This is a genomic window from Dielma fastidiosa, assembly GCF_000313565.1.
Classification (GTDB): domain Bacteria; phylum Bacillota_I; class Bacilli_A; order Erysipelotrichales; family Erysipelotrichaceae; genus Dielma; species Dielma fastidiosa.
This window is the reverse complement of the sequence record NZ_HE578924.1, coordinates 215,708-231,303: the sequence shown is the minus strand read 5'-3', so window position 1 is coordinate 231,303 and position 15,596 is coordinate 215,708. Positions and strand designations below refer to the sequence as shown.

Genomic DNA, 15,596 nt, shown 5'->3' with positions numbered 1-15,596 from the left:
ACATGAAAATTATCAAAAAAATATGTAAAAAGATGTAATAAGCTATTGAAAAAAACTGAAAATGTAATATACTAATAACTATCAAATGACAAAGGAGATAGTTCATATGAAAAAATTAATGAAAGTGTTTGCCGTTGCCTGCCTTTCCGCAATGACATTAACGGCATGCAGTAATGACTCTGGTTCCGGTACTCCGGATACACCTAACGATTCCGGTACCGCAGGTACTGATGCAGTCAAGATTGGTCTGCACTATGAATTGACTGGCGATGTTGCTGATTATGGCACAGCTGAAAGCAAGGGTTCTCATCTTGCAATCAAATTGGCCAATGAAGCAGCCGGCAGTGATAAGTATGTAGCTGTTGAATATGATGACAAGTCAGATCCGACTGAATCTGTCAGCTTGTCTACAAAGCTTGTATCAGACGGCGTTGCTGGCGTGGTAGGTCCTGCGACTTCTGGTGCATCTGCAGCTAGTTATCCGATTTTGAATGATGCGAAAGTGCCGGTAATTTCACCAAGCGCTACCGCTAATAATCAAACATTAGTTAATCCTGATGATCCTACATCAGCTGTATATGATTATGTATTCCGTGTTTGCTTTGAAGATTCTTATCAGGGTGCTGCTATGGCTCAATATGCTGTTGATAACCTGTCAGCTCAGAAAGCAGCAATTTATGGTTCATCTTCAAGTGATTACGCTTTAGGTTTAAAAGAAGCCTTTACAGAACAATTTGAAAAACTTGGCGGTACAATTGTAGCCAGTGAATCTTATCAGGATAAAGATACTGATTTCTCTTCTGTTTTAACTACATTAGCTTCTAAAGAATTTGACGTATTATACATCCCGGGTTATTATAATGAAGCTGGGCTGATCATCAAACAAGCAAGAGATATGGGCATTAATGTTCCAATTATTGGTGCTGATGGTTTTGACTCAACGACTTTAGTAGAATTAGCAGGTGCATCTGCACTGAATGATGTTTTCTTTACAACTGCTTATACAACAGTTGGCGCTTCTGATAAATTACAGGCATTCATCGATGCATTTAAAGCTGAATATGGTGAAGAACCGGCAATGTTTGCAGCGCTTGCCTTTGATGCTACTAATCTTTTGATCCAGGCAATTGAAACAGCCGGCTCAACTGATACTGCAGCAATTCAAAAAGCATTGACTGAAGTTAATTTCTCAGGTGTTACTGGTGACTTTACATTTGATGAAACACATACTCCAATTAAATCAGTATTAGTTGTTGAACTGGTTGACGGCGTTCAATCTACAGCTGTATCTGTCAGTCCTACTGAATAAGATCATCTTAAAGTGAAAATTCGCTGAATAGGAGAAAGAAATCTTTCTCCTATTTTACCAATTTTAAAGGGAGGTAGAATCATGACAGTATTTTTCCAACAATTGATCAACGGACTGTCGCTGGGAAGTATCTATGCGCTGATTGCATTAGGATATACGATGGTTTATGGAATTATTAAATTAATCAACTTTGCTCATGGCGATATTTATATGCTGGGAGCTTACATCGGATTTATGGCCATTACGGTACTAGGAGTAGGTTTCTTTCCGGCACTGCTTATCGCAATGGTTGGCTGCGCTATTTTAGGTGTAGTTATTGAACGCATCGCTTATAAGCCGCTGCGTAATGCGACTAGAATCGCGGCGCTGATTACCGCTATTGGTGTCTCCTATTTCATCGAGGCGATGACACAGCGGTTTATGGGTACTAATGTACGTGCTTTTCCTAATGTGCTGAGTACAGAAGTCATTCAGTTTGCGGGACTGCGCATTTCTTATCAACAGATTTATATTTTTGTTACAACGATCGTATTGATGCTGATTCTGCAGACGATTGTTAAGAAGACAAAGGTTGGCCGTGCGATGCGCGCGGTATCGGTTGATGCGGATGCAGCTCGTTTAATGGGTATTAATGTAGACGCGACAATATCCTACACTTTTGCAATCGGGTCAGCACTTGCCGGCGCGGCAGGTGTATTAGTTGGTATTTATTATAATTCCATCAATCCATTAATGGGTATGGTACCAGGTGTAAAAGCTTTTATCGCGGCGGTATTTGGCGGTATCGGCATTGTTCCGGGCGCGATGTTCGGCGGTTTCTTTATCGGTATCGCGGAAGCGTTGGTCAGCGGTTACGGCGGTTCTCTGTATAAAGACGCCGTTGTATATATCATTTTAATTGTTATCCTGATTATTAAGCCGGCAGGTCTGCTTGGTAAGAATGTAAAGGAAAAGGTATAAGCTTATGAAAAAAATGTTTAATAAATATAACTTATGCTGGATTCTGAGTATGATTGGTTCCTATGTATTGCTGAGTGTATTAATGTCTGCGGGAATCATTGATTCTGTATATCAGACCGTTGTCACAACGATCATCATTAATATCATTCTGGCCACCTCATTGAATTTAATCATTGGTATTACCGGACAGTTCTCATTAGGTCATGCTGGTTTTATGTGTATCGGTGCATATAGTGCCGGTGTTATGGTAAAACAGATGCCTTCAATGACTGGTTTTATGCTGGGAATTCTGATTGGTGTAATTATCAGTGCTATTGTAGCGATGATTGTAGCGATTCCAACTCTGCGGTTAAAGGGTGACTATTTAGCCATTGCCACTTTAGGCTTTGGTGAAATCATCCGTATCGTTGTGCTGAATATGAAAATCACAAATGGCGCGGCGGGTTTAGTATTACCTAAGATGCTGAACTTTCCGTTTATGTATGGAGTGCTGATGCTTTGCTTGATTGTGATTATCAACTTTGTACGCAGTGCGCCGGGGCGTGCCTGTATTTCGGTGCGTGAGGATGAAATCGCATCAGAAGCAATGGGTATCAATACAACTAAATATAAGGTTTACGCATTTATTATCGGCGCGGTGATCGCTTCAATAGCCGGCGCGATGTATGCAGGTAATTTCTATGTAATTAAACCGGAAATGTTTACCTTTAATAAATCAATTGATATACTTGTAATGGTAGTATTTGGCGGTATGGGCAGTATGACTGGATCAGTGATTGCAGCAATTGTCATCGGACTGCTGAATTCATTCCTGCAGAACTTCTCAAGTGTGCGGATGATTGTTTATGGCATTGCTTTAGTCTGCATTATGATCTTCAGACCTAGCGGCTTGCTGGGCACCAAAGAATTTACTTTCTCCGGAATTGGCAATTTCTTTAAGAAGAGAAAGGAGGTTAAAAAATGAATGTTTTAAAAGTGAGCGGACTGACTAAAAATTTTGGTGGTCTATGCGCGGTATCCAATGTTAACATGGAACTAAATGAACGAGAATTAATTGGTTTGATTGGTCCTAACGGCGCTGGTAAAACGACATTGTTTAACCTATTAACAGGTGTTTATGAACCAAGCAGCGGTAAAATTGAATTGAATGTTGATGGTAACATGAAAAGTATCGGCGGCTTAAAGCCTTATGTTGTAACAGCGATGGGCCTAGCCCGTACATTTCAGAATATCCGTCTGTTTAAAAGTCAAAGCGTTTTGGATAATGTAAAGATTGCGATGCATAAAAATATTAAATATGGCACCGCGGCGGCGATTCTTCGTCTGCCTAAATTCTATGCTGAGGAAGAGCGTGTTCAGCGCGAGGCTGAGGAATTGCTGAAGGTAGTTCATCTATATGATAAAAAGGATGAACTGGCTAAGAATCTGCCTTATGGCGAACAGCGCCGTCTTGAAATTGCCCGTGCGCTGGCAACCTCACCTAAAATCTTATTCCTGGATGAACCGGCTGCCGGTATGAATCCGCAGGAAACTGCTGAATTGACAGAATTGATTCATAAAATCAAAGAGGATTTTAATTTAACCGTTATTCTGATTGAACATGATATGTCCTTGGTTATGACTATCTGTGAACGTATCTATGTTCTGGACTATGGCAAGCTGATTGCTCATGGCAATCCTGAAGAAATTAAAAACAACCCTCGCGTAATTGAAGCTTATCTGGGGGAGGAGATTTAATATGGCTATGCTTGAGATAAAGGGTTTAAATGTCCATTATGGTGTTATTCATGCTTTAAAGGATGTTGATATTGAAGTAAATGAAGGTGAGATTGTTTCGCTTATTGGTGCCAACGGCGCTGGTAAAACGACACTTTTACACGCAATCAGCGGATTGATTAAAAAAACGAGCGGGGAAGTTGTTTTCCTCGGCAAGAACATCACGAAGATGAATGCTAAGGATATTGTAAACGCGGGAATTACTCAGGTTCCTGAGGGACGCCGCATCTTTCCTGGCATGAGCGTCTATGAGAATTTAATCATGGGTGCCTATCTGCGTAAGGATAAAGAAGGAATAAAAGCGGATATAGAAGATGTCTATGAGCGCTTTCCAATCCTGAAGCAACGCAGCAATCAAGATGCCTCGACCTTGTCTGGGGGTGAACAGCAGATGCTGGCAATGGGCCGTGCTTTAATGGCTAAGCCGAAGATTTTGCTGCTGGATGAGCCAAGCATGGGTCTGGCACCGATTCTGGTTAAGGAAATCTTCAATATTGTTGAGGATATTAATAAAAAAGGTACAACGGTCTTGCTGATCGAACAAAACGCGCGTATGGCATTATCCGTAGCACATCGGGCTTATGTTATGGAAACCGGCAAAATCGTGCTGAGCGGTACTGGCAAAGAGCTGTCAGAGAGTGAAGAAATTCAGAAAGCCTATCTGGGAGGTTAATTATGATAGTAAAAGATAGAATGACTAGAAATCCAATCGTAGTTGATGTGAATGCCACTATGTCAGAAGCTGCAGATACAATGACTGAAAAAAATCTTCATCGTCTGCCGGTAATTGAAAACGGCAAGTTAGCCGGTTTGGTTACCAAGAGTCTGATCTCTTCCAAGGGTGCCAACGGTGCTACAAGCTTAAGTATTTTTGAATTGAATTATCTGCTGAATAAAACACCGGTAAAGACGGTAATGATAAAATTAAAGGATTTGATTACGATTCATGAGGATAATCTGCTTGAAGAAGCGGCTTTATTAATGCTGAAATATGATATCGGCTGTTTGCCGGTTGTAAGCGATGATGATAAAATTGTCGGCATTCTGACTCAGAATGATTTATTTAAAGCATTTTTGGATCTGCTTGGTTATAATGAAAAAGGCAGCCGTGTTGCGGTTGAGGTGGAAGATGGCATCGGTGTGATTGGAACTATCTCCAAAATATTTGTCAATAACAACGCGAACATCTCCCATCTCGGCGTTTACCGTGATCATGCGGATGATCCAAAGTGCGAAGTTGTACTGCGGACTAATCTGATGGAAACGGATGAATTAGCAAAGGATCTTGAAGCTAATAATTTCAAGGTTAAATCCATCATCAGAAATAAGTAAAAAGCGGTTAAATCCGCTTTTTTGCTTGATGGACATGCATTTTTCGCTGATTTGTGGTATACTAATAGAGAACTCAACGTGTAGTTTGCTTTGCGGAACGTAAGTCCAGTTAGAGCATGCTGCACGCTTTTTATTTAAAGCAGGTTGAGCAGCAGTAAAAGAAAGAGGTGAAGGTATGTATAGAGTAGATGATCTTGTATTATACAGCGCACAGGGAGTTTGTAAAATAACCGATATTACAACCAAAAAAATAAATGGTGAAGTGAATGAATACTATATTCTGAAACCGGTTTATAATGAAAATGCGGTGATTTCAGTTCCTGTTCATAATGAAAAAGCAATGGCTAAAATGCGTAAGGCTTTGTCATCTGATGAAATTTACAGATTGATTCGTACAATGCCGGATAAAGCATTGATCTGGATTGATAATGATAATCTGCGTAAAGAGAAGTACCGGAACATTTTAAAGGGCAGTGATCGGACTGAATTAATCAGCTTGATTAAAACCTTATATCTGCATCAGCAGGAGCAGCAGCAAAAGGGCAGAAAGCTGCATAATGCGGATGAACAAATCTTTGCGGAAGCGGAGAAAATTCTATATGAAGAATTTGCCTATGTTCTGCACATTGACCGCGATCAGGTACTGCCGTTTATTTTAAAACAGATTGAGGCAGCCTAACCGATATGACAGAAAAGCAATTCCAGAATCTGTTGGCAGCTGAGGCAGTCGTTCATCGCGAGGGCGGTATCTGGTTTAAGACAAATGAAGGCCGTTTTCAATGCGTCAGCGATGGTACACTTGCTGAGCTGAAGGCTTCGGATATCGTAAGAAAAATATGCTCAAAGGATAAAATAATCGAAATGATTGACCGTGTCGGTTTTATTACGGTAATTCAGGCACCGAATGAAAAGGTAAGAAAAGAATTTTATCAGCAGGCGATGGACAAGTATGATGAGCTGGAATGGATCAGAGTGATTAAAACAGCCTATCTGCATGGTCAGGATCAGCGTCTGCAGCCCTATGAGGAAGCATATGCAAAACAGGCAGCTAACTATTTTCACGGTGAAGCGGCTTATCTGCTGAATCTTCCGTTTTCATCCATAGAAGCTTATATCGGTGAAAAAGTTACCAGCGATGATTGGTAAACGATCCTTATATCGACAGCATTTTTAAATCATTGCCTCTATACTATGTATAAGGAGTGAAAATTATGCGCCGTCGCATCGGAATTATTTTAATCAGTACGGGCTTTATCCTGCTGCTGAAACCGAATTTTGACTTGGAACAAATCGTGTATACGCTTTCTTTTGCCTTTATTCAATATTGGCCTGCGATCCTTGTTATTTTCGGCTTTTATTTACTTAAGAATAAGCAAATTAAGAAGCATAAATAGCTTTATTTATAGATAAAACTGTGGTATACTTCTTGTGTAAAAATGATCAAGGAGGACTTATATTTATGTCAACTATTATTGATGTTTACGCTCGCGAAATTTTAGACTCACGTGGTAATCCTACTATCGAAGTAGAAGTAACTACTGAATCTGGTGCTTTTGGACGCGCAATGGTTCCGTCTGGTGCTTCAACTGGTGAACGTGAAGCTCTTGAATTACGTGATGGTGATAAATCACGCTTCTTAGGCAAAGGTGTATTAAAGGCTGTTGCCAACGTTAATGACATTATTGCTGAAGAAGTAATCGGTATGGATGTTACTGATCAAGTTGCTATTGACAACAAGATGATCGAATTGGATGGTACTAAAGATAAATCTAAATTAGGTGCTAATGCAATCTTAGGTGTATCACTGGCTTGCGCACATGCAGCTGCTGATTACTATGGCATGCCTTTATACAGATATTTAGGCGGCTTCAACGGTAAGAAACTTCCTTTACCTATGATGAACGTATTAAACGGCGGCAGCCATGCTGATTCTTCAGTTGACTTCCAGGAATTCATGATTATGCCGGTTGGTGCTGGTTCAATCAAGGAAGCCGTAAGAATGGGTGCTGAAGTATTCCACAATCTGAAAAAAGTATTAAAAGCTAAAGGTCACATCACTGCTGTTGGTGATGAAGGCGGATATGCTCCTAACTTAGGAAGCAATGAAGAACCTCTGGAAGTAATCATGGAAGCTATCAATGCTGCTGGTTACAAACCTGGTGAAGACTTCATGATCGCAATGGACGTTGCTGCTTCTGAATTCTACAACACTGAAACTAAGATGTATGAATTAAAGAAATCAGGTCAAGGCAACAAGACTACTGATGAAATGATCGCTTGGTACAAAGACATTGTTGCTAAGTATCCAATTATTTCTATCGAAGACGGCTTAGGTGAAAGAGATTGGGACGGCTGGAGAAAACTGACTGCTGAATTAGGCGACAAAGTTCAATTAGTTGGTGATGACCTGTTCGTAACTAACCCTGCTATCTTAAAAGAAGGTATTGAAACAAATACTGCTAACTCTATCCTGATCAAAGTTAACCAAATCGGTACATTGACAGAAACTTTCGATGCTATGCAAATGGCTAAAGAAGCTGGTTATACTGCAGTTGTTTCTCACCGTTCAGGTGAAACTGAAGATACTACGATTTCTCATATCGCAGTTGCATTCAATGCAGGTCAAATTAAGACTGGTTCAATGTCAAGAACAGACCGTATTGCTAAATACAATGAGTTAATCAGAATTGAAGACGAATTAGGTGCTTCAGCTGAATTCCCATCTGGCAAAACAGCATTCTATAACATTGCTAAATAGTTGATTTAATCATAAATGAATCCACGTTCTCATAAAACGTGGATTTTTTATATAAGAAATTGCATTCTCAGGCATAAAGCAGCAGTATTTATTTAAAAAATAGTTCTAAAAATGGTGATAAATGAATCTGCTGTATGCATGTCAATACAATTGAACTCGTAGAATTTTTGCGTATTGCCGCCATTTTTTAATGAGATTATATGCTCTGCCTGCATATATTAACGCAAGCTGATGTTTTTTAATTTCAGAATTGTCATAAAGGAGATGGATGGGTGCGTTTGCATTGTTTTAATGCTATACTGAAGATAATAATAAGCGGTTAGCCGAAGGGATTGAAAAGTGATGAAAAAACTGACAAAGGAAAGTGAAACGTTGTTTATTCCATTATATAGTAAGGCGGAAGTACATCAATATGGTGATATTTTAGAAGATGAAAAGGCGGCTGAAATTGTCAGCAGTGTTGACTATGATTTTGACCATGTGTTTAAGTCCAGATTTCTTACAATATACATGGGTATCAGAGCAGCGATTTTAGATGAGTATGTCAGAACCTTTATCCAAACTCATGAGCATGCGATCATCATTACGCTTGGCTGCGGCTTAGATGCCCGCTGTCTGCGTGTGAGTGGTGATTATGAGCAATGGTATAATTTGGATCTTACAGATGTGATTGCTGTGCGTAAGAATTATTATCAGGAGGATGAGCGTTATCATATGATTGCATCATCGGTGCTGTCTTTCGAGTGGCTGAATCAGATTCAAATCAGTGATCAAAGCTTTGTGCTGATTGTGGCTGAAGGATTAACGATGTATCTGAGTGAAGAAGAAAACAAAGCCCTGATTTTAGCTTTAAAGCAAAAGTTTAAGAGAGCTGACTATGTATTTGATGCTTACTCGAAGTCAGCGGTATGGTGGTCTAAATATAAGAATCCAGTGAATGCAATGGGGGCTGTGATCCGCTGGGGGATGGATGATCCAAACGTATTTGAGAGCCTGACTGACGGTATAGGCTGTACAGCCATCCGCTCCTTTACAGAAAAGCAATGGTCAGATAAACTATCCGGCTTAACAAAATGGGCATTTCGCTTATTTTATGCCAATAGCTGGGCTGATAAACTTTATCGTATTTATTATTTTCAGCTTCGTTCATAAAAATTTAGGTATTATGCGTTTTAATGGATATATAATAAGTAGATAATAAGGCTTTTCCTTGCTGTTTCAGCCTGATTGTTAAAAATTGCTTGTAAATATAGAGAAGTTTTGATATAATCTACCGGTATGTGTTGCAATTTTTAATTAATATTGGTATACTTAAAAAGTACGTAGGAAAGGAGGGCTTATTATGTTAGACATTTTATTAATGATTGTATCGGTCGTATTAATAATTCTCTCTTTAATGCAAAGTGGTAAGAACGATGGTTTGTCTGGAGCATTTACAGGCGCTGAGGGGTTGAACCTCTTCTCAAATGTAAAAGAAAGAGGACCGGAAAAAGTGATTTCCAACATGACAATGGTTGCTGGAATTCTGTTCTTCATTATTGTAATAGTAATGAGTATTAAATAAAGACCGACCATGGTCTTTTTTATTTTTATCAAGGAAAGAAGGTGAGCTTATGGATATTAAGCAATTATGTCTGGATATGATGTCCAGCAGTAAGTATCGGAATAAAGGGATAAGTGTTGACAAGTATCAGGAATTATTAAATATACAGGGAGCCAATCAATTTAAAGAATTAATGAAGGCTCTGAATGAATTGGAGGATGAGTGCGTATTTGTCCGGGATGCGCGTAACCGTTATTTTCTGGCAGAGGAGCTTGGCTATGTCAAGGGTGTATTAAAGGTCAATCCAAAAGGGTTTGGCTTTATTGACACGGATGAGGGAAGCTGGTATGTTAATCGGGAAAGCATGAATCTTGCTTTAAATAATGATGTTGTTTTTGCTCAGACAAAATCTTTTCCTGATGGCAGCAGCGAAGCTGTGGTAGTGCGTATTCTTGAAAGGAATACAAAAAATGTCATCGGTACGATTAAAGTTCGTGATGGCCGAAAGTATTTTCTGCCGGACAGTAATTTTAATGATCATACGTTTACGATTACGAATATGGAGGATTTTAAGGTTGTTAATGATTCCAAGGTATTGGTTGTTATTACGAAATATGGCAAAACTTTAAAAGCCAAAATTGAACGGGTCATCGGCTACAAGTATGATCCAGGCGTGGATATCTTGTCGGTACTGCTGGAGCATAACATTGAACCGGAATTCCCGCAGGCGGTGCTGGATGAATTAAAGAATATACCGGAAAGTGTTCAGGAAAAGGATAAGGCTGGCCGTGTAGATTGTACTGATGAGCTGATTATTACGATTGACGGCGAGGATGCTAGGGATCTTGATGATGCGGTAAGTGTGAGTAAAATAGAAAACGGTTATCGTTTGAGTGTGCATATTGCCGATGTCAGCTATTATGTCAGAGAAGGCAGTGAAATCAATGCAGAAGCCTATCAGCGCGGAACTTCGGTTTATGTCGCGGATCGGGTAGTGCCGATGCTGCCGCATTATTTATCAAATGGTATTTGTTCCTTAAATCCTAAGGTTGAACGCTGTGCGATGACATGTGATATGAATATTGATACTAGCGGTACAATAATTTCATATAAAATTTATCCTTCGATTATTAAGACTACGGAGCGTATGACTTATACCGCAGTCAATAAAATTATCGATGGTGATGAAGAAACTTGCGCTCAATATCCGCACCTGCTTGAAATGGTAAAAGATATGCTGGCTTTAAGTCAGATTATCCGTACCCGCCGTGAAGGTCTGGGAGCCATTGATTTTGATACCCGTGAGGGAAAGGTGATCCTTGATGAACAGGGAAAACCGATTGACGTAGTATTGCGTGAGAGGGGTATCGCTGAGCGGATTATTGAAGATTTCATGATTCAGGCTAATGAGTGTGTAGCCGCTCATGTGAAATGGATGGAAATACCGTCTGTTTATAGAATTCATGAACAGCCGGAACCTAAGAAAATGCGTGATTTTGTGAAAATTGCTAATATCATGGGTTATAAGTTTAAAGGCAATGTAATGAATTTGCGGCCTAAGCAGTGTCAGCAGATGCTGGAGGATGCTAAGAATACTCCTGAATATCCTGTATTGTCTGTATATCTTTTGCGCTGCATGGCTAAGGCACGCTATGATGCTAAACCAATCGGACATTTTGGTTTGGCATTGAATGACTATACGCACTTTACTTCACCAATCCGCCGTTATCCGGATTTGATCGTTCATCGTATGCTGAGAAAGTATTACATTAACGGTTTAACGGATGCCGGTATTATGGAGAAGGATGAAAAATGGGTGGAAAAAGCGGCGATTCAGTGCAGTGACACGGAAGTTAATGCGGTCATGGCAGAACGTGATGTTGATGATATGAAGAAAGCTGAGTACATGGAAAAGCATATCGGTGAAGAATATCCAGGTATCATCAGCAGTGTGACTAAGTTTGGGATCTTTGTGGAATTAGCAAATACGATTGAGGGCTTGGTTCATGTCTCCAACCTTGAAGATCATTATGATTATGATGAGGATAGCCGTTCATTGATCGGCCGCGGCAGCGGTACGGTTTTGAAAATGGGGATGCCGGTCATGGTGAAGGTTCTTGATGCTTCCCGTTTTAAAAAGCAGGTTGATTTTCAGCTGGTAAATGAAAAGGGTATAAAGAGCAAAAAAGATAAGGATAAAAAGAGCAAGGATAAAAAAGATAAGAAGCTGAAAAAGCCGGAGCATAAGCCTAAGAAGAGTAAGAAGGAATTTGAAAAGAGGAAGCGGAAATGAAGAAGCTTATTGTAATTCTTTCAGCGTTCTTGATGCTGAGTGGCTGCAGCAAGGCTGAGGAACCCATAGATGTTCCTGAAATAAAGGAACCTGAGGCAGAAACACCAATAGCAGAACCAAAGCCTGATCGTGTTGTTGATTTTATAGCGGTAGGGGACAATCTGATTCATGGCGCTATTTATTATGATTCTGAGGTTCGGCATCAGGGCTATGAATTTGATGAACTGTATGAGGAAATCAAGCCCTATGTACAGGCGGCTGATGTTGCTTATATCAATCAGGAAACGATATTGGGCGGCACTGAGCTGGGATTAAGTCATTATCCGATGTTTAACTCACCGCAGGAGATTGGTACGGCGCTGGTTAATACCGGCTTTGACTGGATTGCCTCCAGCAGCAATCATTCAATGGATAAATTCGAGGAAGGTATCATCAGTTCTGAAAATTTTTGGGAACAGTATCCTGAAATTGTAACAACGGGTTTGAATCGGACTGAAGAGGAGCGTTATCAGGATAAATTCATCGAAAGAAATGGTGTAAAATTTGGTGTTTTAGGTTATACTTATGGTACCAATGGCATACCCTTGCCTGAGGGTAAAGATTATTTAGTGAATATTTACAGTGAAGAGCGGCTTCGTGAGGATGTTGAGGCTCTGCAGGGCAAATGTGACGCGATTCTTGTTTCTATGCATTGGGGAATCGAATATTCTACGATACCCAGTGAGGAGCAAAGATATTTCGCACAGCTGCTTGCTGATCTAGGGGTTGCTGTGGTGATTGGTGAGCATCCGCATGTCATTCAGCCAATGGAGTGGGTTGAAGGTAAGAATGGCAATCAGACGCTGGTGATTTATTCACTGGGAAATTTTATGTCGGCTCAGGATGGTGATTTAAATATGCTGGGCGGTATGGCATCCTGGTCAATCAGAAAAAATGGTGAGACAGGTGCAATCAGCATTGAAAATGTGAAATTCTATCCGACAGTCACGCATTTTGAACCGGTTTTTACCAAGTTTAAGTCTTATTTATTAAAAGATTATACAGATGAACTGGCTTCCCAGCATGGTTTAAATGGCTATGCAGGACAGACGATAACCCGTCAGCTGTTCATAGATGCTGTGAATGAGATCATGAATGATCAGTTCGAAATTATTTATTAAAAGGAGTTGAGAGTATGGGGAAATTAATTGCAGAGAATCGTAAGGCACGTCATGATTATTTCATTGAGGATCGCTATGAGGCCGGCATTGTGCTGCAGGGAACGGAAATTAAATCGGTAAGACTGGGCCATGTCCAGCTGAAGGATTCATATATCAGTTTTTCCGGCAATGAAGCATTTGTTAAGGAAATGCATATTTCCCCTTACGAATATGGCAATCGTTTCAATCATGATGAAACAAGGGTGCGTAAGTTATTGCTTCATAAAACGGAAATTCGAAAGCTTCAGGATAAGGTTAAACTGAAGGGGTATACGATCGTGCCATTGTCCGTATACTTGAGTAAAGGGCGCTTGAAAGTGGAAATTGCCCTTGCGAAAGGTAAGGATCTGCATGATAAGCGCAACAGTGAGAAAGAACGAGATGCCAAGCGTGAAATTGAGAAAGCATTAAGAAGTCATTATTAAGTTGAAAATACCCTTGCCTATGTTATAATATGTAGGCAACAACATGGGGCTGTCATGGTTTCGACAGGGATATGTTTGGTGCAGACTGCAGTCGTGTCGCTACGTAAAGGCTTAAAAAATAACTGGAAAAAATTTCTTAGCAAACTTATTCGGTGGAAACCGTCAAGTTGCTTTTGCTGCTTAATTAACCTAACAACTGGTTTGCAGCCGTCCAATCAGGTTTTGCCTTTAGGCTTGGTTTGGGTGTAAGAGATAAAGGATAGGGGTGTACCTTTGTTTGAGAAGTGCATCATGAAAATTCCATCAAACGCCTCAGGAAGAGTTTGTTCATCGCTACTTGCTGAGTAACTAGTATGAAATAAACTGTAGACGTCTGTACGAGGAACTATTTTTGGACGCGGGTTCGACTCCCGCCAGCTCCACCAAGTTACAAATAAACGCCTTTTACTGGGCGTTTTTATTATACTGATAATGTCTAGGTCTTATTTAGGTCTTAAAAAAAGACATAAAATATTAAAAAAGGTCATTTTACTGGCCTAATTTATTAAATATAGCATTAAGGTAATTAACACAAATTTCACGTTGTTCTGGAAACATATGCGTATAAGTGTCAAGAGTTTCAGTAACACTAGAATGTCCTAATCTTGATGAGATTAATTTAATATTCATATTTCCATTGATAAGCAAAGATGCGTGAGAATGTCGAAAGCCATGAAGTGTTATGTGTTTTAAGTTGGCTGCTAACATAGCTTTATCCGCAACTCTTCGTATAGTGGTTTCTGAGAGAGGTTTATATGATCCAAAAATAAACCAGTTGTCATTGAAGCCGTATTTTTTCTCTTCTTTCAATTTTCTCTTATTGAGAATTTCTATTATATTTTTAGATAAATCAATTACTCGGATTGAAGCTTCATTTTTAGGGCTTTTTAGTATGTATCCGCCTTTTAATGCTTTACGGCTTAGAGATTGATTTATATTTATAGACTTTCCGTTGTATTTGTCCCATGTAAGGGCGAACACTTCACCAGGACGGCAACCTGTATAATACATGAAGTTAAAGAAGTCAGAATATGCTTCTGGTACAAATTTAATAAATAAATTAAACTCTTCGATTGTGAAATAATTTTCTTCATCTTTATCTGCTGAAACTTCAATTTTTTTTCTCTTGAAATTACCTTGTACTTTAGCTGGATTTTTCAGTAAACCGTAATAAGTAACACCATATTCAAGTATAGTAGTTAACAAAGTGTGTAATTCCATTAGATAACTCTTTTTGAATTTTGCCATGACTTTAATATCTGGTTTGCCTTTCTGCTTAATGGTTTCTTTAACATATTCTTTAGAATACATCGTATCTTGCCATTGTCTAATAGTTAACGGTGTAATATTTTCAATCATTAAATCTTTGAAATAAGGTTCTATGTGTCCCTTTATTTTACTCATCTTGGTTACTAAGGTTGTCTCTTCATTGTTATTGATCATATCATTTTTGTACATAGTTAATAAAGTAGAAAATTTTACTCCACTTGCTGTTGTTTGGTTTAAATGGTTGGCAATAAAATCTTCTTCAGCTTTTTTAGCCAATTTGATAGTATCATAACGTTTGCTATTCTTTTGCCGTCTTTGTCCCGTGATGGTTGTGTAGTAGTATCTGAATCTGTATTTTTCGACTTCTTTATAAAGTGGCTTGCCTTCCTTGTCAAGTTTACCGGTTTTTACTTTTACTTTTACTTTCTCGATCATACGAAACCCTCCTTGTTAAATTCATATAAATTTGATACAATTTGGGTACAATAAAAAACTAGTTCGCAAAACAAATTTTTATTGTACCAGCGATATTAGTAGTATCGCAGATTCACTCCTTGTTAGCAGCATGGAGTGATTTTTAAATTTGCAAAATAAATGATTATAAATATAATTTTACATATATTACCTATTTTATAAAATGACCTAATGCAATAGAATATAATAGTGACGTCACGAGTATTTATAGTTGCCACA

The 15,596-nt window shown here is 39.2% G+C and carries 16 protein-coding genes and 1 other RNA gene; 16 read left to right on the top strand and 1 reads right to left on the bottom strand.

Annotation, left to right across the window (positions count from 1 at the left end; genetic code table 11):
- Positions 1 to 106: 106 nt before the first annotated feature.
- From DAHG_RS04625 to ssrA, 16 genes are all read left to right on the top strand, one after another.
- On the top strand, positions 107 to 1,309 hold the full coding sequence (locus DAHG_RS04625) for an ABC transporter substrate-binding protein (protein ID WP_022937161.1): 1,203 nt from the start codon (positions 107 to 109) through the stop codon (positions 1,307 to 1,309).
- An 81-nt stretch (positions 1,310 to 1,390) separates the two neighbouring features.
- Positions 1,391 to 2,269, top strand: coding sequence for a branched-chain amino acid ABC transporter permease (locus DAHG_RS04620; protein ID WP_022937160.1), 879 nt, complete (start codon positions 1,391 to 1,393; stop codon positions 2,267 to 2,269).
- Between the two features lie 4 nt (positions 2,270 to 2,273).
- Positions 2,274 to 3,233, top strand: coding sequence for a branched-chain amino acid ABC transporter permease (locus tag DAHG_RS04615; RefSeq protein ID WP_022937159.1), 960 nt, complete (start codon positions 2,274 to 2,276; stop codon positions 3,231 to 3,233).
- Positions 3,230 to 4,006, top strand: coding sequence for an ABC transporter ATP-binding protein (locus tag DAHG_RS04610; RefSeq protein WP_022937158.1), 777 nt, complete (start codon positions 3,230 to 3,232; stop codon positions 4,004 to 4,006). Before DAHG_RS04615 ends, DAHG_RS04610 begins: the two co-directional genes overlap by 4 nt.
- Positions 4,007 to 4,013: 7 nt before the next feature.
- Positions 4,014 to 4,718: an ABC transporter ATP-binding protein gene (locus DAHG_RS04605; RefSeq protein ID WP_026880814.1), complete on the top strand. Its 705-nt coding sequence runs from the start codon at positions 4,014 to 4,016 to the stop codon at positions 4,716 to 4,718.
- Between the two features lie 2 nt (positions 4,719 to 4,720).
- Positions 4,721 to 5,377 carry a CBS and ACT domain-containing protein gene (locus DAHG_RS04600; RefSeq protein ID WP_022937156.1) on the top strand — a complete coding sequence of 219 codons (657 nt, stop codon included), beginning with the start codon at positions 4,721 to 4,723 and terminating at the stop codon, positions 5,375 to 5,377.
- 175 nt (positions 5,378 to 5,552) lie between these two features.
- The gene (locus DAHG_RS04595; protein ID WP_022937155.1) at positions 5,553 to 6,056 is read left to right on the top strand and encodes a CarD family transcriptional regulator; all 504 of its coding nucleotides are present in this window, start codon (positions 5,553 to 5,555) and stop codon (positions 6,054 to 6,056) included.
- A gap of 5 nt (positions 6,057 to 6,061) precedes the next feature.
- Positions 6,062 to 6,523: a hypothetical protein gene (locus DAHG_RS20460; protein ID WP_022937154.1), complete on the top strand. Its 462-nt coding sequence runs from the start codon at positions 6,062 to 6,064 to the stop codon at positions 6,521 to 6,523.
- 65 nt (positions 6,524 to 6,588) lie between these two features.
- Positions 6,589 to 6,771: a LiaF transmembrane domain-containing protein gene (locus tag DAHG_RS04585; protein WP_022937153.1), complete on the top strand. Its 183-nt coding sequence runs from the start codon at positions 6,589 to 6,591 to the stop codon at positions 6,769 to 6,771.
- Between the two features lie 65 nt (positions 6,772 to 6,836).
- Positions 6,837 to 8,135 carry a phosphopyruvate hydratase gene (gene eno / locus DAHG_RS04580; RefSeq protein WP_022937152.1) on the top strand — a complete coding sequence of 433 codons (1,299 nt, stop codon included), beginning with the start codon at positions 6,837 to 6,839 and terminating at the stop codon, positions 8,133 to 8,135.
- Positions 8,136 to 8,477: 342 nt separating this feature from the next.
- Positions 8,478 to 9,287: a class I SAM-dependent methyltransferase gene (locus tag DAHG_RS18790; RefSeq protein WP_022937151.1), complete on the top strand. Its 810-nt coding sequence runs from the start codon at positions 8,478 to 8,480 to the stop codon at positions 9,285 to 9,287.
- Between the two features lie 190 nt (positions 9,288 to 9,477).
- Entirely contained in the window at positions 9,478 to 9,699 is a 222-nt protein-coding gene (secG, locus tag DAHG_RS04570; protein ID WP_022937150.1) for a preprotein translocase subunit SecG, read from the top strand.
- A gap of 49 nt (positions 9,700 to 9,748) precedes the next feature.
- The gene (gene rnr, locus DAHG_RS04565; RefSeq protein ID WP_022937149.1) at positions 9,749 to 11,971 is read left to right on the top strand and encodes a ribonuclease R; all 2,223 of its coding nucleotides are present in this window, start codon (positions 9,749 to 9,751) and stop codon (positions 11,969 to 11,971) included.
- Complete coding sequence (locus DAHG_RS04560; protein ID WP_022937148.1) at positions 11,968 to 13,131, top strand: CapA family protein; 1,164 nt, start codon at positions 11,968 to 11,970, stop codon at positions 13,129 to 13,131. The genes rnr and DAHG_RS04560 overlap by 4 nt, the downstream gene beginning before the upstream one ends.
- Positions 13,132 to 13,145: 14 nt before the next feature.
- A complete protein-coding gene (smpB, locus tag DAHG_RS04555; protein ID WP_022937147.1) occupies positions 13,146 to 13,595 on the top strand; it encodes an SsrA-binding protein SmpB in 450 nt (149 codons plus the stop codon).
- Between the two features lie 45 nt (positions 13,596 to 13,640).
- Positions 13,641 to 14,020: a transfer-messenger RNA gene (gene ssrA, locus DAHG_RS20850) on the top strand.
- A 103-nt stretch (positions 14,021 to 14,123) separates the two neighbouring features.
- On the opposite strand, the gene DAHG_RS04550 is transcribed toward ssrA, so the two are convergent.
- Positions 14,124 to 15,338: a site-specific integrase gene (locus DAHG_RS04550; protein ID WP_022937146.1), complete on the bottom strand. Its 1,215-nt coding sequence runs from the start codon at positions 15,336 to 15,338 to the stop codon at positions 14,124 to 14,126.
- Positions 15,339 to 15,596 lie beyond the last annotated feature (258 nt).